At 72.1% G+C, this 21,993-nt stretch carries 24 protein-coding genes; 12 read left to right on the forward strand and 12 right to left on the reverse strand.

Annotated features, from left to right (window positions below; translation table 11 throughout):
- Nucleotides 1-581 precede the first annotated feature (581 nt).
- From ACIRSS_RS27105 to ACIRSS_RS27115, 3 genes are read right to left on the reverse strand one after another with little or no spacing between them, the layout of a single operon-like run.
- Complete coding sequence (locus ACIRSS_RS27105; RefSeq protein WP_400899626.1) at nt 582-1,487, reverse strand: acetamidase/formamidase family protein; 906 nt, start codon at nt 1,485-1,487, stop codon at nt 582-584.
- A gap of 23 nt (nt 1,488-1,510) precedes the next feature.
- Entirely contained in the window at nt 1,511-1,819 is a 309-nt protein-coding gene (locus ACIRSS_RS27110; RefSeq protein ID WP_400899628.1) for an NIPSNAP family protein, read from the reverse strand.
- Nucleotides 1,820-1,831: 12 nt separating this feature from the next.
- Nucleotides 1,832-2,317 (reverse strand): nuclear transport factor 2 family protein, encoded by a 486-nt coding sequence (locus ACIRSS_RS27115; RefSeq protein WP_400899630.1) that lies wholly within the window; start codon nt 2,315-2,317, stop codon nt 1,832-1,834.
- A 223-nt stretch (nt 2,318-2,540) separates the two neighbouring features.
- On the opposite strand from ACIRSS_RS27115, the gene ACIRSS_RS27120 reads away from it, so the two are divergent.
- On the forward strand, nt 2,541-3,449 hold the full coding sequence (locus tag ACIRSS_RS27120) for a LysR family transcriptional regulator (protein ID WP_400899632.1): 909 nt from the start codon (nt 2,541-2,543) through the stop codon (nt 3,447-3,449).
- 54 nt (nt 3,450-3,503) lie between these two features.
- Here ACIRSS_RS27120 and ACIRSS_RS27125 read toward each other — a convergent pair whose 3' ends face one another.
- On the reverse strand, nt 3,504-4,454 hold the full coding sequence (locus tag ACIRSS_RS27125; RefSeq protein ID WP_400899634.1) for an NADP-dependent oxidoreductase: 951 nt from the start codon (nt 4,452-4,454) through the stop codon (nt 3,504-3,506).
- Nucleotides 4,455-4,585: 131 nt separating this feature from the next.
- Here ACIRSS_RS27125 and ACIRSS_RS27130 point away from each other — a divergent pair, with 131 nt between their 5' ends.
- Nucleotides 4,586-5,428 carry a helix-turn-helix transcriptional regulator gene (locus tag ACIRSS_RS27130; RefSeq protein WP_400899636.1) on the forward strand — a complete coding sequence of 281 codons (843 nt, stop codon included), beginning with the start codon at nt 4,586-4,588 and terminating at the stop codon, nt 5,426-5,428.
- A 97-nt stretch (nt 5,429-5,525) separates the two neighbouring features.
- Here the strand turns inward: ACIRSS_RS27130 and ACIRSS_RS27135 are convergent, their stop codons facing one another.
- Both ACIRSS_RS27135 and ACIRSS_RS27140 read right to left on the reverse strand, forming a co-directional pair.
- A complete protein-coding gene (locus tag ACIRSS_RS27135) occupies nt 5,526-6,407 on the reverse strand; it encodes an aminoglycoside phosphotransferase family protein (RefSeq protein WP_400899638.1) in 882 nt (293 codons plus the stop codon).
- A 67-nt stretch (nt 6,408-6,474) separates the two neighbouring features.
- Nucleotides 6,475-7,227, reverse strand: a complete 753-nt coding sequence (locus tag ACIRSS_RS27140; RefSeq protein ID WP_400899640.1) for an IclR family transcriptional regulator — start codon at nt 7,225-7,227, stop codon at nt 6,475-6,477.
- Nucleotides 7,228-7,331: 104 nt separating this feature from the next.
- Here ACIRSS_RS27140 and ACIRSS_RS27145 point away from each other — a divergent pair, with 104 nt between their 5' ends.
- Nucleotides 7,332-8,267 carry a PDR/VanB family oxidoreductase gene (locus ACIRSS_RS27145; protein ID WP_400899642.1) on the forward strand — a complete coding sequence of 312 codons (936 nt, stop codon included), beginning with the start codon at nt 7,332-7,334 and terminating at the stop codon, nt 8,265-8,267.
- 17 nt (nt 8,268-8,284) lie between these two features.
- Nucleotides 8,285-9,484, forward strand: coding sequence for a cytochrome P450 (locus tag ACIRSS_RS27150; protein ID WP_400899644.1), 1,200 nt, complete (start codon nt 8,285-8,287; stop codon nt 9,482-9,484).
- On the opposite strand, the gene ACIRSS_RS27155 is transcribed toward ACIRSS_RS27150, so the two are convergent.
- The gene (locus tag ACIRSS_RS27155) at nt 9,468-10,421 is read right to left on the reverse strand and encodes an amidohydrolase family protein (protein WP_400899646.1); all 954 of its coding nucleotides are present in this window, start codon (nt 10,419-10,421) and stop codon (nt 9,468-9,470) included. The genes ACIRSS_RS27150 and ACIRSS_RS27155 overlap by 17 nt on opposite strands.
- A 57-nt stretch (nt 10,422-10,478) precedes the next feature.
- Here ACIRSS_RS27155 and ACIRSS_RS27160 point away from each other — a divergent pair, with 57 nt between their 5' ends.
- Complete coding sequence (locus ACIRSS_RS27160; protein WP_400899648.1) at nt 10,479-10,955, forward strand: MarR family winged helix-turn-helix transcriptional regulator; 477 nt, start codon at nt 10,479-10,481, stop codon at nt 10,953-10,955.
- A gap of 8 nt (nt 10,956-10,963) precedes the next feature.
- Here the strand turns inward: ACIRSS_RS27160 and ACIRSS_RS27165 are convergent, their stop codons facing one another.
- Nucleotides 10,964-11,533: a TetR/AcrR family transcriptional regulator gene (locus tag ACIRSS_RS27165; protein WP_400899650.1), complete on the reverse strand. Its 570-nt coding sequence runs from the start codon at nt 11,531-11,533 to the stop codon at nt 10,964-10,966.
- Nucleotides 11,534-11,589: 56 nt separating this feature from the next.
- On the opposite strand from ACIRSS_RS27165, the gene ACIRSS_RS27170 reads away from it, so the two are divergent.
- Nucleotides 11,590-12,504, forward strand: coding sequence for an alpha/beta fold hydrolase (locus ACIRSS_RS27170; RefSeq protein WP_400899652.1), 915 nt, complete (start codon nt 11,590-11,592; stop codon nt 12,502-12,504).
- Here ACIRSS_RS27170 and ACIRSS_RS27175 read toward each other — a convergent pair.
- A complete protein-coding gene (locus ACIRSS_RS27175) occupies nt 12,476-13,915 on the reverse strand; it encodes an MFS transporter (RefSeq protein ID WP_400899654.1) in 1,440 nt (479 codons plus the stop codon). The two genes, ACIRSS_RS27170 and ACIRSS_RS27175, sit on opposite strands and share 29 nt — an antisense overlap.
- Nucleotides 13,916-14,010: 95 nt before the next feature.
- On the opposite strand from ACIRSS_RS27175, the gene ACIRSS_RS27180 reads away from it, so the two are divergent.
- Both ACIRSS_RS27180 and ACIRSS_RS27185 read left to right on the forward strand, forming a co-directional pair.
- Nucleotides 14,011-14,589, forward strand: coding sequence for a TetR/AcrR family transcriptional regulator (locus ACIRSS_RS27180; RefSeq protein ID WP_400899656.1), 579 nt, complete (start codon nt 14,011-14,013; stop codon nt 14,587-14,589).
- Between the two features lie 94 nt (nt 14,590-14,683).
- A complete protein-coding gene (locus tag ACIRSS_RS27185) occupies nt 14,684-15,298 on the forward strand; it encodes a CGNR zinc finger domain-containing protein (RefSeq protein ID WP_400899658.1) in 615 nt (204 codons plus the stop codon).
- 41 nt (nt 15,299-15,339) lie between these two features.
- Here the strand turns inward: ACIRSS_RS27185 and ACIRSS_RS27190 are convergent, their stop codons facing one another.
- Nucleotides 15,340-16,197 carry an MBL fold metallo-hydrolase gene (locus tag ACIRSS_RS27190; RefSeq protein WP_400899660.1) on the reverse strand — a complete coding sequence of 286 codons (858 nt, stop codon included), beginning with the start codon at nt 16,195-16,197 and terminating at the stop codon, nt 15,340-15,342.
- A 143-nt stretch (nt 16,198-16,340) separates the two neighbouring features.
- Here ACIRSS_RS27190 and ACIRSS_RS27195 point away from each other — a divergent pair, with 143 nt between their 5' ends.
- Nucleotides 16,341-17,273 carry a ketopantoate reductase family protein gene (locus ACIRSS_RS27195; protein WP_400899662.1) on the forward strand — a complete coding sequence of 311 codons (933 nt, stop codon included), beginning with the start codon at nt 16,341-16,343 and terminating at the stop codon, nt 17,271-17,273.
- Between the two features lie 18 nt (nt 17,274-17,291).
- Complete coding sequence (locus tag ACIRSS_RS27200; RefSeq protein WP_400899664.1) at nt 17,292-17,735, forward strand: hypothetical protein; 444 nt, start codon at nt 17,292-17,294, stop codon at nt 17,733-17,735.
- Here the strand turns inward: ACIRSS_RS27200 and ACIRSS_RS27205 are convergent.
- Together ACIRSS_RS27205 and ACIRSS_RS27210 are read right to left on the reverse strand one after the other, a co-directional pair.
- The gene (locus ACIRSS_RS27205; protein WP_400899666.1) at nt 17,665-18,177 is read right to left on the reverse strand and encodes a hypothetical protein; all 513 of its coding nucleotides are present in this window, start codon (nt 18,175-18,177) and stop codon (nt 17,665-17,667) included. The two genes, ACIRSS_RS27200 and ACIRSS_RS27205, sit on opposite strands and share 71 nt — an antisense overlap.
- Nucleotides 18,174-19,214 carry a LacI family DNA-binding transcriptional regulator gene (locus ACIRSS_RS27210; protein ID WP_400899668.1) on the reverse strand — a complete coding sequence of 347 codons (1,041 nt, stop codon included), beginning with the start codon at nt 19,212-19,214 and terminating at the stop codon, nt 18,174-18,176. Before ACIRSS_RS27210 ends, ACIRSS_RS27205 begins: the two co-directional genes overlap by 4 nt.
- 126 nt (nt 19,215-19,340) lie before the next feature.
- Here ACIRSS_RS27210 and ACIRSS_RS27215 point away from each other — a divergent pair, with 126 nt between their 5' ends.
- Together ACIRSS_RS27215 and ACIRSS_RS27220 are read left to right on the forward strand one after the other, a co-directional pair.
- On the forward strand, nt 19,341-20,366 hold the full coding sequence (locus tag ACIRSS_RS27215; RefSeq protein ID WP_400899670.1) for a glycoside hydrolase family 3 N-terminal domain-containing protein: 1,026 nt from the start codon (nt 19,341-19,343) through the stop codon (nt 20,364-20,366).
- The gene (locus ACIRSS_RS27220) at nt 20,351-21,937 is read left to right on the forward strand and encodes a PucR family transcriptional regulator (RefSeq protein ID WP_400899672.1); all 1,587 of its coding nucleotides are present in this window, start codon (nt 20,351-20,353) and stop codon (nt 21,935-21,937) included. The genes ACIRSS_RS27215 and ACIRSS_RS27220 overlap by 16 nt, the downstream gene beginning before the upstream one ends.
- Nucleotides 21,938-21,993 lie beyond the last annotated feature (56 nt).

The following is a 21,993-nucleotide window of genomic DNA, read 5'->3' on the forward strand; positions in this document are numbered from 1 at the left end:
CGGAGTTGGCTCGCGAACTGGCGCGCGTGGGGGCCATCGCACTGCGGACGACGGCGTGCTGTCTGGTCTGGATCCCGCCTCTTGTGTTCTTGCTTGTTCTATACAGCAATGGTGACGGTGATGCTCCCCGGAATACTGCGCCGGGTTTCTTGGAATACCTTCCCATTGTGATGATCGCGGCGTCGTTGTGTTTCACGCCGGGGGCGGTGTTGTGGTGGATGCGCTACGAGTCGGTCCGGCGCACCGGCTGGCGAGCTGCGACGGTCACGGCGGAGTTCGTGGTGGAACCGGCGGGTTGCCTCGCGGCGGCTTTCGCTCCCCCGGGCATGGAGCCTGGGAGAAAGCTCGACTACGTCGTCCAATACCGCGACGGCGGTGGTGCTCGGCTCCGAGGTGGTGCCAGCTTGTGGCATCACCCGCCGCTGTTGGCCTTCGACCGCGGGCAACCCGCGTGGGTCGGTGGCTCGGGCCGCTGCACCGTTGTCCTGTTCGCCAGCAGTCGCTGGGGCCCCCGCCGTCCGCGTGCCGTACCCGCAACGTTCATCGCCGTCCTTCCCGCGCGCTCGCAGTAGCCGAAGGTCTCAGCGGATCGCGCCGCGCGGGAGGACTGCGTGCACGCCCCACGTCTCGTTGGCGACCTGGGTGATCCGCAGGTCGACGACCGGCGAGGCGAGCGCCAGGGCGGTCGGCCGGTCCAGGCCGTGCAGCCGCTGCAGCCAGGTCACCATGGCGTCCAGCGCGTCGGCCATGGCCTCGTTGAGGTCGGTACCGAAGCCGAAGGTGACCCGGCCTTCCGGGGTTTCGGCGTGGATGCCCGGGACCGCCGCGTCCGCGGCCAGGGTGAGGGTCACCTCGGTGGTCATCGGGCACTCGATCGCCGTTCCGCCGACCTCGCCGTGGCCCTGCGCCGCGTGGCCGTCGCCCAGGTGCAGCAGCGCGCCCGGGACGGTCAGCGGCAGGAACAGCGTCGACCCGGCGACGAGGTCGCGGCAGTCGAGGTTGCCGCCGCCGGCCGGCCGCGGCGGGATGGTCGGGTGCGGCCCCGGTTCGGCGGGCGGCACGCCGATGACGCCGAGGAAGGGCGCGACGGCGACGGTGTGCCCGAGGTTGCTGGTGGCGGTCTCGGGTCCGATGTCCCACGTCAACCACGCGCCGGGGCCGCCGGCCACCCCGAGCCGGCGGTTGAGCGCGTTGTCCTTCGTCCCCGCGGCGGTCCAGCCCCAGTCCCCGGGCGTGATCGACGTGAAGTGGACGCCCAGGACCATGCCGGGCTCGGCGCCGCGCACCGCGATCGGCCCGGTCAGGCAGTGCCCGCGCCGGTCCGGGAACATCGTGGGGCCCTGCACCCGCCGGTCCAGGTAGCCGGCGGCGTCGAGCGAGCCGACCACGACGGAGTCCCCGGGGTCGACCGTGAGCACGGGCGGGGTGGCCCGGTCGAAGACCTCCACTGTGGACTCGCGCGTCGCGGGAAGCTGGTGCTCGGCCAAGGGTTTCCTTTCCGACGTCGGGCTCAGCGGAGCGCCGACCCGGCGGTCGGCAGCAGGCGGATCGTGGCCGCCGGGTCGCCCGTCAGCGCCGAAACGGTGGCGGCCAGCGCGGCGCACCGGGGATCTTGGTGGACGGCGTCCAGGATACGTTCGCGATCGGCGTCGTCTTCGAAGCGCCGGATCCAGACGACGGTGTCGGCGGCCCCCGTGAACGAGCCCACCACCTGCATCCCGTGTTCCCGGTGCAGCGGGATGACGGTCTCGTCCAGGTAGCGGGCCAGTTCGGCGCCGCGGCCCGGCTGGGCGTGCTCGGTGCGGATCTCGTAGAACATCGGCGGTGCTCCTCAGGTTCGGGGTGCGACGCGGGCGGCGGCGAGGGCGTAGACGTCCGGGGAGCCTTCCCACGGCGCGGTGCGCACCACGGTCCAGTGCTCGATGAGCCACCGCCCGTCGAGCTTGCGCAGCTTCAGGTCCCAGCGGCCGCGCATCGTGCAGTGGTCGACGACGCCGGGCTCGGCGGGAACGTGGTGGTAGGCGACCATGTGCGCGCGGCAGGTGGCCTCGTCGCCGGCCTGCCGCACGAGGAGGTCGGTGGCGGCGTGGTGGGTGCAGTCGAACCCCGCCAGGGTCGTGCGGGCCAGCTCGACCAGGTCGTCGGCGGTCACGGTGGCCGGCGGCCTGCCGTGGTAGTGGGTCGACAGGTCCAGCGTCACCCGCTCGGCGAACAGCCGCCGGAAGGCGACCCAGTCCTGGTCGTCCTGGGCGTGGGCCAATCCGGCGACGACGTCGGCGATGGCCAACCGGTCGGACAGCTCCGGCAGCGCGGTCATGCTCGGTCCTCCTCGGACGTGGGGCGTTCGATCACCGGCAGGATCAGCCGGCTGGGGTGCGCGGTCCGTGGTGGACGGCGACCACCACGGCGTCCGACGACCCCGCCACCGATCACCGCAGCTCGCATCACGATCCTCCTTCCGCCGTCGACGCTAAGGACGTCACCCGGTTAACTCCAGTGCAAGGTTGGTACGGACTGATTCCAGCTGCGATAATCGGCGGGTGGATTACGACCTGAGCCTCATCGAGGCGCTGGACGCACTGCTCACCGAGAGCAGCGTGACGAAGGCGGCGGCGCGCCTGCACACCTCGGCGCCGGCGATGAGCCGCACCCTCGCCCGGCTGCGGCGCGCGTTCGACGATCCGCTGCTCGTGCGGGCCGGGCGTGATCTCGTGCCGACCCCTCGGGCGCTGGAGCTGCGCAGCGAGGTGCACGCGGTCGCGACCCGGGCCCGCGCGCTGTTCACCGCGTCGACCGCGGCCGACCCGCGGACCGTGGTGCGCATGTTCGACCTGAAGGTCACCGACATGCTGTCCACGACGTTCATCCCGTCCCTCATCGACGACCTGCGGAGCCAGGCGCCGGGGATCTCCCTGCGGCTGCGGCCGGAGAACCTCGAGGACACCCCGGCGCTGCGCGAAGGACTCGTGGACCTGGAGATCGGGACGCTCCGCCCGGGCGACCCCGAGATCCACTCGGAAACGCTCGTCACCGAAACGCTGGTCGGCGCGATCCGGCCGGAGCACCCGCTGGCGAAGGTGAAGACCGTCACCCCGAAGAGGTTCGCCGCGGCCGACCACATCGTCGTCTCGCGCCGGGGCCGCGCCCACGGCCCGATCGACGAGCGGCTCGCCGAACTGGGCCTGAGCCGCCGGGTGGTCGCGGTGCTGCCGAGCTTCGCGGGGGCGCTGCACCTGGCCCGGGCCACCGACGTCGTCTGCGTCACGCCCGCCAGGCTGGGTCGCTCGATGCTGGAGATGCTGGGGCTGCGGACGTTCCCGATCCCCGTGGCGTTACCGGAGGTGGTGCTCGGCATGGCGTGGCATCCCCGCAACCACCACGACCGGACGCACGCGCTGCTGCGGGAGCGCACTCGCCGGATCATGGCCCTGGCCGCCGGCTCGGCGTGATCGCGTTCGTGACGGGTCACGCCTCCGGCGTTCGCAGCACCGCCCACACGACCTTCATCCGGACACGGCGATCACGTGCTTGCCCAGCACACCGCCGCGTTCGAAGGCCTCGTGCGCGGCGGCGATGTCGGCCAGCGGGTACACGCGGTGCACCACCGGGCGCAGCGCGCCGGCCGTGACGTGGTCCGCCAGCTCGTCCAGCACCGCGGAACCGGGGTTGGCGCTGAGCGTGCGGATGCGCCGGGAGCCGTGGACGCTCGACGCCGCGATCGCGGCCAGGGCGGGAGCCGAGAGCCCGACGGTGACCATCCGGCCGCCCTTGGCCAGCCTGCCGCGGTAGCAGTGCAGCTCGGAGCCGACCGTGTCGACGATGACGTCGAACGGCCCGATCTCCTCCGCGGTGGTGGTGCCGTAGTCGAGGACCTCGTCGGCTCCGAGGTCACGCAGGATCGCGGCGTGGCGGTCGCGGGCCAAAGCGGTGACGCGGCCGCCCATCGCGTGGGCCAGTTGCACCGCCGCGGTGCCGACGCCGCCGGCCGCGCCCCGGACCAGGACCCGCTCGCCCTCGGTCAGCCGGACGCTGTCGCGCAGCGCGATCAGCGCGGTGCTGCCCGCGACGACCAGGGACGCTGCCTCGACCGCCGAAACACCCACCGGCGCGGGACTGATGCGGTCGGCGGGAACCACGACGTACTCGGCTGCTCCGGCGACGGTGTGCCGTTTCCGGGGGTGCACCATGCCCCACACCCGGTCCCCGGCCTGGTAGCCCGCGACGCCGGCGCCGGTCGTGACGACCACACCGGCGAAGTCCAGGCCGACCCCGATCGGGAACTTCCGGCCCGACACCATCTTCACCCCGCCGGCGCGGACGATCGCGTCGTGTCCGTTCACGCTGGACGCCTCGACCGCCACCAAGACCTCGCCGGCGCCGGGGGAGGGCCGGTCGGTTTCGGTGACCCGCAGGACGTCCGGTGTTCCGAAGCTGGTGATCTGTGCGGCTTTCATGTCGGGTTTCCTCCCGTGGTCGGCTGGTGTGCCGCCGATCCTGGGGCCTGCCCGCGGAAACCCGGTCGTTCGCGTTGTCCTGGGTCTGCCGGACCCACCTTCGCCGGGCGCGTCCCGGGCATACTGGGCCGGTGACCGACGACCCCCGCCGCGCGCTGGCCGAGTTCCTGCGGACCCGGCGAACGCGGGTGCGGCCCCAGGACGTCGGCTTGGAGCCGGGCCCGCGGCGACGCGTCGCCGGGCTGCGCCGCGAAGAACTGGCCATGCTGGCCGGGGTGAGCTCGGACTACTACCAGCGCATGGAGCAGGGCCGCGACGTGCGGCCCTCCGGCCAGGTCCTCGACGCGATCGCCGGCGCGCTGAACTTCTCCGCCGAGGAGACCCGGCACCTGCACGGCCTCGCGGCCGCCGCGCGCACCCCGGCCCGCCCCGCACGCGCGTACCCGCCGGAGGAAGTACCGGAGACCACGCTGCGGCTGCTGGCCGGGACGACCTCGCCCGCGCTGGTCGTCGGGCGCTTCTTGGACGTGCTGGCCTGGAACCCGCTGGCCGGTGCGTTGCTGGGCGCGTTCACCGACCTGCCGCGGGCCGAGCGGAACCTGCTGGCGATGTTGCTGCACCCGGACGCCGACCAGGCCTGCCCGGAACGGTCGGCGACCGTCGCCGAGCTGACCGCCATGTTGCGGACGCAGGTCGCCACCGAACCGGGGCACCCGCGCGCGGTGGAGCTGGTGGGGGAGCTGGCGGCGCGCAGTGCGGAGTTCGCGACGCTGTGGGCCCGCCACGACGTCGAGGACACGACCCGCGGCCGGATGCGCGTCGAGCACCCGCTGGTCGGGGAACTGAATCTGGACTGGGACGCCTACCCGATGCCGGGCGCGCCGGGGCCCGTGCTCATCGTCTACACCGCCGAGCCGGGCAGCGCGGACGACGAACGACTTCAGCTCCTGCGCGGTGCTCAGCTCAGCGCTTGAGGAACAGCTCCCGCGTCAGTGGTTCCAGTTCGTCCTGATGCGAGAACTCGCCGATGCCGACCAGGTTCATGGAGGCTCCTCGTTCGCGGCTGTGGGATCACCGGGCCAGGGCGAGGAGTTCGTCGATTGCTTGCTCCGGACCGTCGTAGGTGAGATGGGCGATGGCGAACATGGGAGCGATCACCCGGCTCCAGGCGTAGAGCCGGTCACCATCGAGTCCGCAGGCGTCCGCGACTCGTTGACAACGCACCTCGACGCCTTCGTGTCCGGCGCCGGCCACCACGTAGTCGACGGCGTCGAAGCAGGGATCGCCGATGCAGGCCTTGGGGTCGATCGCGACCAGACCGCGCGACGGGCCGCCGTCCAGGACGTTGCCGAGGTGCAGATCGCCGTGCAGCAACACGACCCGGGCCTGGGTGTCCAGCAACGCCTCACAGCGTTCGATCGTCCGTCGCCAGGTGGCCTGGTCGATCCGGGCGGCGATGGCGGGATCGGCGAGCCGTCGGCCGATCCGGGCGAAGGCTTCCTCACACCGGCCACGCAGATCCCACGGCCAGCGCGCGGGCGGGGCCACCGCGTGCAGCGCGGCGAGCAGCTCTCCCCACCGCGGCGGCAACGACGTCTGCGGAAGGTCTCCGGCCTCGGTGCCGGGCCGGATCTCTTCCAGGACCATCGCGCCCGCCTCGGCGTCCGCGGACAACACCGCTGGCACGCGGCCCGAGGACGCGAACACGCGCAGCATCTCCACTTGCCTGGTCAGCAGTGCCCGATCCGGACTGAGCTTGAGCACCGCCGGCGTTCCGTCCGGCCAGTGACATCGCAGGACGACCGAGGACGCTCCACTCTGGAACAGTTCACCGAGCACGAGGCCCCACCGGGAGGCCAGCCACGCGGCGAGGGCCGGAACCTCGTCGAGCCATCCCGCGGCGTCGGGACCGAACCGGCTCACCAACCGGGCGCCGGCTTCTTCGATGTCCACACCAGCAGTGTTGCAGCCGGTCGGCCACGGGCTTGCGTGCTTTTCCTGCACGACCGCACCGGTTGGGTCAGCGGCGCCCGGACAACGTCCGCGTGACCCCGCGCGCCGCGGCCAGCAGGGCGGGGATGCCGGCGTGGGCGTGGTCGTCGTTGGGGACGATGATCGAGAGCGCGGCGACGACGTCGTTGAGCGCGTCTCGGACGGGGACCGCGATGCCGGTCGCGTCCTCGTGGACGTGTCCGGGCAGCAGCGCGTAGCCCTGCTTCCGGACGGCGGCCCAGGCGTGCTCCAGCTGGTCCGGGGTCGTGATCGTCGCCGCGGTGCGACGCCGCATCGGGCGTCGCAGGACGCGCTCGCGGATCTCGGCGGGCGCGTAGGCCAGCAGCACGTGCCCGCTCGAGGAGAGGTGCACCGGCAGCCGCCCGGCGATCTGCGAGTAGTTGATCACCGCGTCGCGAGCCGAGAGCCGTTCCACGAACAGCACGTCGTCGCCGTCGAGGACGGCGAGCTGGGCGTGGTGGCCGACGACCGCGTGCAGATCCTCCAGGTACGGCATCGCCGCGTCCCGCAGTGACGACGTGGGGGAGGCCCGGGCGGCGAGCTCCCACAGCCGGACGCCGACCCGGACCTCGCGGCCGGGACCACGGGCCAGCAGCCCGTGTGCGCTCAGTTCGGCGATCAGCCGGGAGGCGGTGGCGATGTGCAGGCCGGTGCGTCGCGCGATTTCGGAGACGGTCAAGGACGTCTCGTCGGCGGTGAACGCGGCGATGATCCGCGCCGCCCGGGCGATCGACGACTCGCCGGTGGGTGCCCGTGCCATGTCCCGAGTATCGCCGCCGCCGGTTCTCTCGTCCATTGAGAGTTCGTTTCGCGGCCCGCGCGGATGTCGGCGATGGTCGTCAAGCACGTCGAGGAGGGTCAACGATGAATGCTTCCTTGCAGGTTCTGAGCAAGCACGTGGTGGCAGACGGGGTGGTGACCCTCGAGCTGGCCGCGGCCGGCGGTGGCCGGCTGAAGGACTGGACGCCCGGCGCGCACGTGGATCTGGTGCTGCCGAACGGGCTGACCCGGCAGTACTCCCTGTGCGGCGACCGCTGGGACCCCGGGCGGTACCGGATCGGGGTCCTGCGCGAGCCCGGCGGACGGGGCGGCTCGGCGTACGTGCACGACGAGCTGGACGTCGGCGACGAGGTCGGCGTGGGCGGGCCGCGGAACAACTTTCCCCTGGTGCCGTCGCCCGAGTACCTGTTCGTCGCCGGCGGCATCGGGATCACGCCGCTGCTGCCGATGGTGCACCAGGCCGAGCTGCTCGGCGCCCGGTGGCGGCTGCTCTGCGGCGGCCGGAGCCGCGTGGCGATGGCGTTCCTCGGCGACCTGGATGCTTACGGCGACCGCGTCCTGGTCCGTCCCCAGGACGAGCACGGCCTGCTCGACCTGGCCGGCTTCCTCGGTGATCCGCGGCCGGACGTGAAGGTCTACGCCTGTGGCCCGGCGCCGATGCTGGCCGCGATCGAGCGGGTCTGCGCGGTGTGGCCACCGCACGCGCTGCGCACCGAGCGGTTCGCCGCCGGCCCGGGAGAAGCGGCCCGCAGCACGCCGTTCGACGTCGAGCTGGCCCGCAGCGGGGTCAGCGTCACCGTGCCGGCCGGGACCAGCGTGCTCGACGCCGTCGCCGAAGCGGGTGTCGAGATCCTTTCGTCCTGCCGCCAGGGCACGTGCGGCACCTGCGAGACCACGGTGCTCGCGGGACGCCCCGAACACCGCGACGCGATCCTCGAGGATCACGAACGCGCCGCGGACGACTGCATGTTCGTCTGCGTGTCCCGCTCGCTGTCCGACCGCCTCGTCCTCGACCTGTGACCCTCCGGAGGCCTCGCATGACCACGCTCGAAACCCGTTGCCCGGTCCACGAAGGCGACCCGTTCAGCCACGCCGTGCTGGAGGACCCCCTTCCGCTGCACGCCCAGCTCCGCGACGCCGGTCCGGTCGTCTACCTGTCCCGCTACGAGGTTTACGCCCTCGCCCGCCACGAGCAGGTGCACGCCGCCCTCACTGACTGGCAACGACTCCAGTCCGCCGCCGGCGTCGGGTTGGCGAACTTCCGGACCGAGAAGCCCTGGCGGCCGCCGAGCCTGCTGCTGGAGGCCGACCCACCCCGCCACGACGCGCCTCGCCGCGTCTTGAGCAAGGTCCTCGGCCCGCGCGCGCTGCGGCGGCTGCGCGAGCGGTGGACCGCCGACGCGGGAGTGCTGGTCGACCAGGTTCTGGCCGGGGGCTCGCGGTTCGACGCCGCCCAGGCGCTGGCCCACGCGTTCCCGCTGCGCGTGTTCCCCGACGCGGTCGGTCTTCCGCCGGACGGACGGGAAAACCTGCTGCCCTACGGTGACCACGCCTTCAACGCCTTCGGCCCGGACAACGACCTCGTGGCCAAGGGCACGCCACGAGTGGCGGAGCTGTCGGACTGGGTGAGCCGCCGATGCCGGCGGGAAGTCCTTGCGCCTCAAGGATTCGGTGCCGACATCTGGGCCGCCGCCGACCGCGGGGACATCACCCCCGAGCAGGCGCCGCTGATCGTGCGGTCCCTGCTGACCGCCGGCGTCGACACCACCGTCCACGCGCTTTCCGCCGTGCTGCACGCCTTCGCCACGCACCCCGGGCAGTGGCAGCGCCTGCGGGAGGACCCGGGCTTGGCCCGGGTGGCCTTCGACGAGGCCGTCCGCTGGGAGTCGCCGGTGCAGACGTTCTTCCGCACGACGACCACGGACGTGCGGATCGCGGATGTGCTCATACCCGAAGGGAACAAGGTGCTGATGTTCCTGGCCGCGGCGAACCGGGACCCCCGTCGCTGGAACGACCCGGACGCGTTCGATCTCGCGCGCGATCCCTCCGGCCACGTCGGCTTCGGCATGGGCCTTCACCAGTGCGTCGGTCAGCACGTCGCCCGCCTCGAAGCCGAGGCGCTGCTCACCGCGCTCGTCGGACGGGTTCGGCTGATCGAGCTGGACGGTCCGCCGCGACGCCACCACAACAACACCCTCAGAGCGTGGGCCTCATTGCCCGTCAGGGTCGTGCGGTGACCCGATTTCGGGCGAGCCGGGGGAACAGGGCTTCGGCGGCCGTGCGGTCGACGTCGGGGAAGCGGTCGGCGCCCGGGCCCTCGTAGGTGGTGAGGTTCCGGTCGAACCCCTCGCGCCATTCCGCGGGCGCGAACGGGAAGTCGCTGCCGTAGAGGACGTGGCCGGGTTCGGCGAAGGCGTAGAGGGACGGCAGCGCGGTCGGGGTGGCGGACAGCGCCGTGTCGAAGTAGAACTTCCGCAGCCCGGCCAGGATGCCGTCCGGGGTGGTGCCGGGGTTGAACATCGCCGCGCCGGTGAAGCGGTGCGCGGCGAAGGGCAGGAAGCCGCCGGCGTGCGAGAGGATGATCCGCAGGTCGGGGTGGCGGTCGAACACACCGTGGGCCACCAGGTCGAGCGCGGCGCGCGTGGTGTCGAAGGGGAAGTCGAGCAATGGGCTCGGCAGGCCGTCGAGCCGCGCGATCGGCGGCTCGGCCGGGTGCACGAACACCACGGCGCGGCGGGCGGCCAGCTCCGTCCACAGTGGCTCGTAGGCCGGGTCGCCGAGGTAGTGGCCGCGGGCGTTGGACAGCAGGACGACGCCGTCGGCGTGCAGGTCGTCCAGCGCGCGTACGGCTTCGGCGACGGCGCCGTCGAAGTCCGGCAGCGGCAGCACGGCGAAGTGCCCGAACCGATCCGGCGTGTCCTTGACCAGTTCCGCCTGGAAGTCGTTGATTTCGCGGGCCAGGTCGCGGGCCGCGGCGTCGTCGCCGAAGTGGACGCCGGGGGCGCTGATCGACAGCACCCCGGTGGCGATCCCCGCGCCGTCCATCATCGCGGTCGCGGCGGCCGGGCTCCACGAGGGCATCGGCCAGCCGCCGGCGGTCTCGCCGCTGTCCTCGAGCGCCTTCAGGTAGCGGGAGGGGAGCAGGTGCTGGTGCACGTCGATTCGACTGCTCACGGTGTCTAGCCTCCTAATAACTAGGTTGCTAACTATTGTTCTGCTAGCCTAGCTCCCATGAGGACGACCGGCAACCACCCGCCCACTGCCGCGGAGGTCGACGAGCTCGTGCAGGCGGCCGACGCGGTGTTCTTCGCGATGCGGAAGGCCCGGTCGGCGGGGGCGGACCGGGACGGCGGGCTGTCCCTGCCGCAGGTCACGATGCTCGAGCCGCTGCTCGCGGAGCCGGAGCTGCCGGTCGGCCGGCTCGCCGCGGCCGCGGACGTGTCGATTCCGACGGCGACCCGGATGCTCCAGCAGTTGGAGTCCGCCGGAGTGGTGGTGCGCCGCCGCTCGGCCGAGGACGAGCGCAAGGTACTGGTCGCGTTGACGGCGGACGGCGGTGAGCGGCTGACCCGGTTGCTCACCCGTCGCCGGGAACGCCAGGCGGAGGCGTTCGCCGTGTTCACGCCCGAGGAGCGCGCGCAGCTCGTGGCTCTGCTCCGGAAGCTCGCACCGGTCATCGACATCGACCTCGGCGCCCGGAACTACTGAGCGATTTCCTAGCGCAATGCCTGGGAAAGCGCGCCCAGGCTGACGTCGACAATCGTGCGGAGCTGCTCCGGTCTCGCCCCGGCCCGGCTCATCACGGCCAGCGACTGGTTGACCGCCGCAAGGTGGACAGCGAAGGCGTCAGCCCGCTTCGCGGCCTTCAACGCCCTCCGCAGCCGCGCGCGCTGAAAGCCGAGAGCTTCGGTCGCGCGCGCGGCGATGGCGGGGCTCAGCACCGGTGTCGCCATGGCGGTCTGGGCGATCAGGCATCCGTCCGGCAGGTCGGGGTCGGCGATCCGCTTGAGGGTGACGTCGAAGAACTCCCGTATCGCCCGCAGCGGCTCGTCGGACGCGCCCGAAAGCGCCTGGTCGTACCGTTCCCCGTAGCGCGTGGCGTAGCGGTCCAGGCAGCGCAGGTAGAGCGACTCCTTGTCGCCGAGCGACGAGTAGATGGAACTGCGGTTCAACCCGGTCGCCCTGGAGAGGTCGTCGAGCGACGTGTCGGCGTACCCGGCTCGCCAGAACTGGACCATCGCCGCGTCGAGCACGACGTCCACATCGAACTGCTTCTTCCCGGTCATGCCGCCAGCCTAACTCATCTTGAACCGAACAGTTCAAGATGAGCTAAGCTAGTGACATGACCGAAAATCCGATCTCCGGGTTGCCGCTGCACGACCTCGCGGGGTTCACCCACCGCTGGGTCGACGCGGAAGGCGTCCGGCTCCACGCCGTGGAAGGTGGTCAGCCGACCGGTCCGGCCGTCGTCCTGCTCGCCGGCTTCCCGCAGACCTGGTGGGCCTGGCGCAAAGCGATGCCGGGCCTCGCCGGGCGATTCCGCGTGATCGCGATCGACCTGCCGGGCCAAGGCCATTCCGCCCGCCCGCACGACAGCTACGACACGCACACCGTCGCGTCGCGCGTCCAGGCCGCGGTGACCGCGCTCGACGTGCCGAAGTACTGGCTCGCCGCCCACGACGTCGGCGCCTGGGTCGCGTTCTCGCTGGCCCTGAAGTACGAAGAGCGCCTGCACGGCCTGGCCCTGCTCGACGCGGGCATCCCCGGCATCACCCTGCCGGACGCGATCCCCACGGATCCCGGCCGGGCGTGGAAGACGTGGCACTTCGCGTTCCACGTCGTGCCCGACCTGCCCGAGACGCTGCTCACCGGTCGCGAGCGCGATTACGTCGACTGGTTCCTGAGGGTCAAGACCTTGTCCCCGAACACTTTCGACAGCGCTGAGATCGACCACTACGCCGCCGCCATCGCGGCGGAGGGAGGTCTCCGAGCGTCTCTCGCGTATTACCGCGACGCCGCGGAATCCGCGCGCAAGAACCTGGACGCTCTCGACCGGCAGCACTTGAGCGTCCCGGTCCTGGGCGTCTCCAGCTCCCATGGGTCAATCCCCGACATGGCCGCTTCCCTTGGCCCCTGGGCGGACAACGCGACGGGCGTCGTCATCCCGCAGGCCGGGCACTTCATTCCCGACGAACAACCCGACGCGGTCGTGGACGCGTTGACCGCGTTCATCGATCACGCAGGCGGGAGGGCTTGAGCAGCAGCGCCAAGGCGGCGGTGATCAGGCTGACGACGGCGAGGACATCAAAGGCGACTCGGTAACCGTCCACAACGGACGCGTCCCCGCCGCCGCGATCGGTGACGGTGGCGGCGATGGTGACCAGCGCAGCCAGGCCGAGCGCGGCGCCGAGCTGCCGGCACATGTTGAGCAGCCCCGAGGCAATACCTGCGTCGCGCGGGTCGACGCCGCTGGTGGCCGCGACGATCGCCGGCATCATCGTGAGGCTGGTTCCTGCGCCGACCACCACCGTGGGCAGCAGGACGTGGGTGACGTAGCCGTCGTGCACGGGCAGCCGCCCCAGCCAGGCCAGCCCCACGGCGGCGGCGACGGCGCCGACGACCAGCAGGCGCCGCGCGCCGATGGCGGGGATCAGCCGCTGGGAGACGAGCACTCCTACGCTGATGACGGCGACCATGGGCAGCAGGGACAGTCCGGTGCGCAGAGCGCTTTGTCCCTCGACCTGCTGCAGGTAGAGCGACAGGAAGAACAGCGGAGCGGTGAGCACGACACCCAGGCACAAGGTGAGGATGTTGCCCATGCGCACGGTGGCGCTGGAGAAGATCGCCCAGGGGATGAGCGGTTCGGCACTGCGACGCTCGATGGCTACGAACGCCGCGAGCAGCACGACGCCGGCGATCAGCGCGACGACCACGCGCGGTGCTCCCCAGCCGCCGTCCGGTGCGGCCGAGACCCCGTAGACGATCGCCGCGGCCGACAGCGTCACGGCGATCGCGCCGGGCACGTCGACGCTCGAGCGACGGTGACCGGTCACCGTCGGCGCCAGGTAGGTCAGGCCCGCGATCAGCAGGCCGACGCCGAGGGGGACGTTGACCAGCATCACCCAGCGCCAGCTCACCGACGCCAGCAGACCACCGGCGACGATGCCGGCGGCTCCGGCGCTGGAAGCGGCCACGCCCCACCAGGTCATCGCCCGCCTGCGCCGGGACGGGTCGGAGTGGCTGGCGGTGATCAGGCTCAGGCTGGACGGCGCCAACGCCGCCGCGCCCGCGCCCTGCACGACTCGCGCGGCCAGCAGCATCCAGCCGTCCTGGGCCAGCCCGCCGGCCAGCGACGCCACCGAGAAGACGGCCAAGCCCGTCAGGAAGACGCGCCGGCGTCCGAACAGGTCACCGGCGCGCGAGGCGCACAGCAGCAGGCCGCCGAAAGTGACCAGGTAGCCGTTGACCACCCACTGCTGGGCGCTGGTCGACAAGCCCAGGCCCGACTTCATGGACGGCAGGGCCACGTTCACGATGCTGGAATCCAGGACCACCATGAACTGCGCCACGCAGGCCAACGCCGCGACGGCCGCGAGAGCGACGCCGTGCTTGGCCACCCCGTTCGAGGAGTCCGCCGGCGCGGACGGCGAGAGTGTTCGGTCGGGCACGGCTGTCTCCCTCGGTTGCCGGATAGGCTATCCACCAACCGTAGACCAATAACGGATAGGCTGTCCACCACACAGTGCGGCGAGCGGAGACAGTGATGGCGACGGGCAAGACGGCGTTCCCCAACCGGCGGGCGGCCGCGCAGCGCAACCGCGCCAAGATCCTCGACGCGGCACGGGCGGCGTTCGCCGACCCCGCGGCCGAAATCTCCATGGCCGAGATCGCCCGCCGCGCCGAGGTGGGCATGGCCACGCTCTACCGCAACTTCCCCGGCCGGCAGGAACTGCTGGAGGCGCTCTACGCCGACGAAGTCGACCAGATCTGCGACGCCGCCAGGATCGAGCCCGGACAGGCTCCCGAGGCCGCGCTCACCGCGTGGCTGCGCCTGCAGATCGACTTCATCCCGCACAAACGGCTGATCATCTCCGAACTCTTGGAGCACACCGACCGCGGCAGCATCACCAGCCACCGGGCCCGCGCGATCGAGGCGGGCCGCCCCCTGCTGACGGCGGCCCAGAAAGCCGGGCAGGTCCGCGGCGACGTCACCCTCGAGCAGATCTTCGACCTGATCGTCGCCATCGCGAAGATCAACGGCTCACCCGACTATGTGCGACCGCTCTTCGAGACGGTGCTCGACGGCCTGCGTCACCGTGCTTCGATGACTTCGCCCACATAACCAAAGGCCACCAGGTTACGTCGGTGCCGCCACGACACCGAGCGCCGCCGGCCCTATTAGAGTCGTTGCCATCCACGATGAGAGGGAGGGGAAGATGACGCGGCGACGTGAGGCCGAGGTCGGCCGGTTCGGACTGGAACCGGCACCCGGAGGTCTCCGGCTCGTGCAGAGCCTCATCAACACCTCGCTGAGTGGTCACCAAGGCGAGCTCGAGGAAGACCTGCTCGCCAAACCCGGCACGGCCAACGAATGGCTGTCCCGGGCACTCGCGGAGTGGTCCGCGGTCACCGGCCAGCAAGTCGCCGGCAGAACCGTGCGGGGAGCCGAGCTGGGAGCGCTGCGGGTTTTTCGGGAGCAGCTCCGGAACACGCTGCGCGCCCAGGCGGCACACATCGAGGCGCCCGCACTCCGGGAGCCGGGCGCCGCCGCGTCGGCCTTCGACATCGTGGTCACCTTGCGCGCGGACGGACACCTCGGCTACGGCACCTCCGCGCCGGGATGGCAGCAGGTCGCGGGACTGGCGACGGCGGAACTGCTGCTGGCTCGCGCGGCAGGGACACTGCCGCGGCTCAAGACGTGCGCCGCTCCGGACTGCGGCGCCTGCTTCTACGACGGGTCGCCCAATCGGATCCGGGTCTGGCACAACACGCAGATGTGCGGGAACCTGCCCAACCTGCGGGCCTCCCGGGCCCGGCGAAGCGCGAGCTGAACGGCCGGGCCCTTTGCCGGACAGGGCAGCGGCCCGTCGGCCTAGTTCGCGATCCGGCGGAGCGCCGAGAGCCACACCGTGGTCGGGTTCACCCGGGCGGGGAAGCGCGCGAGCACCTCGTCGTAGAACTCGACCCGGGAAGGTGTGCCGTCGAGGATCGACCGCACCACCTCGAGGTACTCGCGCGTCTCGGCGGTGATCGACGGATCGTCCCCGCGCGTCGCATCCTTGTGGCCGGCCACCACGGCCGACGGCGACAGCGACTCGACGATGTCGATCGCCGCGAGCCAGGAGTCGAGACCGCCGTCCGCCGACTCGCCGACGAACTGGTGCACGTTGTTGTAGATGACGTCACCCGCGATCACCAGGCCGATGGACGGCACGTGCAGGACGGTGGTGTCGTCCGTGTCGGTGTGCCCGACCTCGATCGGGTTCAGCGCGTACCCGTCGACGCTCAAACCGCCGTCCGGCACCGGTCGGGCCACCACCGGGGTGTCCGAGAGCTTTCCCGGGAAGATGCCCGCGAACAGGGCGGTCGGCTGACCGTCGGGACTCCCCCGGCGCATCCCGGCGATGACTCCCTCGGTCGAGTACACCGGTGTGTCCGGGAAGTGCTCGAGCAGCGTGGTCGTGGCGTACCAGTGGTCGCCGTGGTCGTGCGTGAGGTACACGGCGGACAACCGCCGGCCGAACCCCTTCACCCACTCCGCGACGTGTTCGCCCTGGGCGATGGTCATCCCGGGATCGACCAGGACCGCCTCGGTGTCGCCGTAGACGAGCGTGCTCGACACCGCGGACCAGTGCGGCGCCTCGCCCCTCGGCGACTGCAGCGGCGACGGCGTCGCCAGCGGTTCCATCTCCGAGACGTGCACCTCGTACCGCAGTTCGTGCTGTGCCATCGCCACTCCATCGCTGTTCGCCGACACGCGGACGACGTGTCCCTGACGACAAACATAGCCAAAGGCTCTTTGGTTATGTCAAGGTCTGTGCTACAACGATGATGCTGGAGCAACGGAACGCCAGCGGATGCGGGGGATGCCGGATGGCACGAGTACTGGTGGTCGGCGCGGGCGCGACCGGCGCCTTCTTCGGCACCCGCCTGGCGGCGGCCGGGAACGAGGTCACCTTCCTGGTCCGCCCGCGGCGACGGGACTTCCTGCGCACCAGGGGCCTGCGGATCATCGGACCGGAGCGCGAGGAGGTGCTGCACCCCCGGCTGATCACCGCGGACGAGGTCGGCGGCGGCTACGACGCGGTGCTGCTGTCGGTCAAGGCGGCCGGTCTGGCGGCCGCGCTGGACGACCTGGCACCGGCCGTCGGCGAGCGGACCGCCGTCATCCCGTTCCTCAACGGCATCGCGCACCTGGACACGCTCAACCAGCGGTTCGGCCCCGATCGCGTGCTCGGCGGTGTGGTGAAGGTGGCGACCCTGGTCGACGGCAACGGCGACATCCGCCGGCTCGCGTCGCCGGCGTCGATGGTGATCGGTGAGCAGAGTGGCCGGGACAGCGAGCGGTTGCGGCTGCTGGCCGACGCCTTCGAACCGGCCGCGTTCGACTTCGCCACGTCCGGGCACATCGTGGACGAGATGTGGCACAAGTGGGCCTTCATCGCCGCTGTCACCGCGGTCACCGTCCTCATGCGAGGCTCGGTGGGTGAGATCGCCGCGGTGCCGGGCGGTCCGGAGTTCGCCACCGCCGTCGTGGCCGAGGCCGCCGCGGTCTCGGCGGCAGCCGGGCACCCGCTGGCCGAGGACGCGCTCGCCGAGCTGCGCGCCGTCGTGACCCAGCCGGGATCGCCGTACGTCCCGTCGATGTACCGGGACCTGTCCGCCGGCCGGCCCACCGAGGTCGAGCACGTGTTCGGCGACCTGGTGGCGCGCGCGGACGCGCTGGGGGTCGACGTCCCGCTGCTCGGGCTGGCCACGGTCGGCCTTCGGGTGCACCAGAACCGGGCGCGGAACACCGGCGTGTGATTCGAGGAGGAAGTTGTGATGACGACGTACCTGGGCAGTGGAGACGAGCGGACGCACGACCGGGAGTACTTCCCGGAGTGGCTGCGCGACCTGGCCGACGACGTGACGATGGAGGCGTCGGTGATGAACGGGATCGCGCGCGGCCCGCGGGCGGTGCGCGACATCCTGGGGTTCGCCCGCACGCTGTACGACTACCAGGAGTTCATCTTCAAGGGCGAGTACGGCGAGAACGGGTTCGCCGAGGACTACGCGGCGCGGTTCGCCGACGACCGGCCGATCGGCAACGTCGTGGTGGTCCGGCGCAACCCGGCCGGACAGACCAGCGGGATCGTGATCAGCCACCGGCCGCTGGCGTCGGTGATCCTGTGGTCGCGGCTGATGCACGAGCACTTCAAGGACACCGAATACGGCCGGTACTTCCTGTCCGCGGACGATGCCGAGGCCGCCGCCGAGCTGCCCTGACCGCCCGCGCCGGTGGGCAGACGCGGACCAACTCCCTACGGCCCCATTTGGACCCGTCGACCGCGAGGAGCGCGCGGCCCGCGACGGCGAGGAGCTGCTGTTTCGCTTCCGCGTCGGCAAGGTCGGGCGTGGTGATCCCGATCCCGGCGCTGAACGCCCTCGCGCCGAGCACCGCCACGTCGAACCGGAGGGAACGCAACGAGGCCAAGGCGAGCGGCCCGGCCAGCGCCAGCTCCGGGAGGGACGGCTGACCGCCGGGCAGGAGCACCCGGGCCCGGGTGCCGTCCAGGAGCGCGAGAGCCGCGATCAGCGAAGCCGTCGTCGCGCCGATGGCCTGCTTGGCTTCGGCCGCCAGGGTCAGCCTGGCGTCGAACGAGGCCGCCTCGGCGTGCCGCAGCAGGACCGCGCCACCGCCGTTGGAGGATGGCCCGCCGCCCGTCACCTCCGCGGGCCCGAAGTGCGGCGACGCACGAGTTCGGTGGGCAGGGAGACGTCGTCCGGCCGCGGATCGCCGCGCAGCAGGGTGAAGAGGAGCTCGGCCGCCAGCTGTCCCTTGTGGACCATGGGCTGGCGGATGGTGGTCAGGCCGTGGGGTTCGGCTTCGGGGGCGTCGTCGAACCCGACGACCGACAGGTCTTCCGGTACGCGCAAGTCCAGCTCCCGAGCGGCTGCCAGCACCGCGATCGCCATCGTGTCCGAAGTGGCCACGACCGCGGTCACCTCGTTGTCCGTCAGGAGATCGCGCGCCGCCGGGACGCCCGCGGCGAGGTCGAACCCGCCGGCTTCCACCAGCGGAACGCGGTCGAAGTCCAGGCCCGCGGCTTCGCACGCCTCCTGGTAGCCGGTGATCCGCTCGCGCACGACGCGTTCGGCGCACCTCGCGCGCCGGCCCGCGTCGACCGGTCCGCGGTAGCCGTCCGGGACCAGGCGTTCCGCGATGATCCCGACCCGGCGGTGGCCCAGGCCGAGCAGGTGCTCGACCTGCTCCCGGGCAGCCGCCCGGTCGGGGATGCCGACGAGCGGGACGCCGGGCAGGTGGGGAGCGTCGACGACGACGATCGGGATGCCGCGTGAGCGCAGGGTCAGCAGCGCGGGGTGGTCGTCGGGCAGGCTGTGCACGATCACGCCGTCCACCAGCCCGCGCAGCGCGGCCTGCTCGCCGCCTCGGGGGAGCGGCAGCAGGGTGAGGGCCAGGTCGTCGAAGCGCCGCGTCCGCACGATGCCCTCCAGGAGACACCGGGTGGACGGGTCGGTGAACGCGTATTCGAGGGTGTCCATCAGCATCACGCCGATCGCCCCGCTGCGGCCGGAGCGGAGGCTCGCGCCGACGGCGTTGGGACCGGCATACCCGAGCCGCGTAGCGGTTTCCATGATGGCCTGACGCTGCCCCGCCGAGAGCTTCTCCGGCCGGTTGTAGGCGTAGGAGACCGCGGCCTGCGACACCCCGGCAGCCTGGGCGACGTCCTTCATCGTGACCATCGGCGAAGTCTCCTCGAGTGGCTCTCGCAGGAACGCGACGGCTTGACAGCGATGCCTGAACGCGTACCCTCCGTGTGAAGTTAATCGTATCACTAACTACTCAGCGGAGTCGAGGAGAGGTCGAACGTGACCGAATTCGAGCGTGACGCGCATGCCGTCCTGCTGCCCGTCGCCGGTGAGCTGACGGCCGAACCGTGGCTTCGCGACCTGGTGGGACGGGGTACGCGAGCGGTCCTGATCGGCGAGACCCGCGCCGAGTACGTCGCTCGCGCGATGACTCCCGAGCGCCGGGCCGCCGAGTCGGCCGCGGACTTCGGGGCTTTCACCGCCGAACTGGCCGATGCCGCCGCGGAACCGCTCCTGTTCGCCGTCGACCAGGAGCCGTGGGGCATCGCGCGGCTGCACGACCTGGTGTCGGCCTTCCCGTCCGCCGACGTCCTGCGCGGGCTGCCCGACGAGGAGATCGCCGCCGCCGCGGCCGCCGTCGCGAGCGCCGCCCGCGCGCTGGGTGTCACCGTGTTCCTCTCGCCCGTGCTCGACGTCCTCTCCGGCGAGAACCCGTGGCTGACCGGCCGGACTCTGCCTTTCGATCACGCCGAGGTCGGGCGCATCGCGGCCGCGTTCGTGACCGGCGTCCAGCGCGCCGGGGTGCTCGCGGTCGCGAAGCACTTCCCCGGCCACCCGGAACTCGCCCTCGATCCCGCGCTGCACGACACGACGCTGGACGCGTCCGTCCCGGCCGACCTGGAACCCTTCCGGCGGGTGGTGGCGGCCGGCGTGGGCGCCGTCATGACCGGACCGGTGGTGGTGCCCGCGATCGACCCGGCCGAACCCGCCTCGACGTCGGCGGCGACCGTTGGGCTGCTGCGGCGCGAACTCGGCTTCGACGGCCTCGTCGTCAGTGACGACCTCGACACACCCGCCACGACCAGGGGACGGTCCGTGCCCGAGACCGTCATGGCGGCCCTCGACGCGGGCGCGGACCTGCTCCTGCTGCCCGGCGGCCCGGAACTCGCCGGGCTCGCCGGCCGCATCGCCGCCCGGGCGAGCACCGACCACCAGTTCGCGGCCCGGCTGGCCGAGGCCGCGGCGCGCGTCCGGAGGACGGCGGAAACCTTCGAGCGAGGACGTGCGGGATGGGCGATGTCCTGACCGTCCGGGAGGCGCTCGGCCTCGAGGTCTTCCGCCGGACCGAGGTGGCGGTCCTCGCCGGCGAGGACCGGCTCGACCGGCCCGTCCGCTGGGTCCACACCGGCGAGATCCCGGACATCCACCGCTTCCTCTCCGGCCAGGAGATGCTGCTGACGGCCGGGCTCGGCATGGGCGCGACGGCCGAGCTCCAGCGGGCGTTCGTCCGGCGGATCGCCGACGCGCGCGCGGCCGTCCTCGTCGTCGAGCTGGCCGGGCGGATGTTCTCGGCGATGCCGGCGGCGGTCGTCGACGAGGCGCGGGCGGCCGGGCTGCCGCTCGTCGGGCTGCGCGACGAGATCCCGTTCGCCGAAGCCTCGGCACAGGTCCACGAAGTCCTGGTGGAACTGCGGGTGAGCCGCCTGATCGCCGAGGAGGCGACCGGCCAGGCGTTCATGGACCTGCTGCTGGCCGGCGAAGACTACGTCGGGATGGTCAAGGAGGTCGCGCGCCGCACCGGCCACCCGGTCGTGCTCGAAGACGTCGCCCACCGGATGCTCGCCTACGCCGGCGCCACCGCCGAAGCGGACGATGTCGTCGCCGACTGGGGCGTCCATTCGCGGGCGATCCACGAGCGGCACCAACCGGTCCTGCGCGAGGGACGCGCGGCTCCGACGGCCCGGGCCGGGTCGTTCCGCGACGTCGCGGCCTGCGCCCGGCGCCCGGTCGTCCTGCGCGGGGAGGCGTGGGGGTGGCTGCACCTGCTGCACGGTCCCGTCCCGCCCAGCCCGGTCGAACTGGGGACGCTCGAACGCGCCGTCGCGGCCGTCGCGATCACCCTGCTGGGCGAACGGGAAAGCGGCGCCCGCGCGGCCCAGCGGCAGGGTGCGCTGCTCAACCGGCTCCAGCTCGGCGACATCCCGGGGGAGAAGTTCCTCGAGCGGGCGCTGGCGCTGGGCCAGGACCTGCGCCGGCGCGACCTGATCGCCGTGGTCACCCGGCGCGCGGCCGACGCCGACCTCGCGCTCGTCCTGCGCGAAGCCGGTCACCCCGCGGTCGTCGGCGACCTCGGCGACCTCGACCTCGCGGTGGTCGGGCTGCCGCCCGGCGCGGGGGACACCGACCTGCTCGCGCGGCTGGCGAAGCACGGCTTGTGCGGTGGGGTCAGCCGGATCGTCGCACCCGCCGCACTGCCCGCCGCGATCCGCCAGAGCCGCAGCGCCGCGTCGGCGGCCGACGGACCGTCCGGGCCGCTCCTGCGGTTCGACGAGCTCGGGGCCCTGCGCCTCCTGGTCGCGCTCGCGGAAGGCCCGGAGCTGTCGCGGTACGTCGAGGACGAGCTGGGCCCGCTGCTGGAGCACGACGCGACCGCCTCGAACCCGTTGCTGCCCACGCTGCGCGTCTTCCTCCGGTGCGGCGGCAACAAAGCCCGTGCCGCGGAAGAGCTGTTCGTGCAACGGCGGACGCTCTACCACCGGCTCGACCGGCTCACCGCCGTCCTCGGCTTCGACCTCGCGGACGTCGAAGTCCAGCAACGGCTGCAGCTCGCCGTCCGCGGGCACGACCTGCTCGACCGGCGTGCGCGCCGCCGCTGACCGGCGGTCCAATGTGTGCAACCGCGGACCCCGGGGTGACACGGCTTGTGTCTGTC

The sequence above is a fragment of the Amycolatopsis sp. NPDC101161 genome (assembly GCF_044768185.1).
Lineage (GTDB): Bacteria > Actinomycetota > Actinomycetes > Mycobacteriales > Pseudonocardiaceae > Amycolatopsis.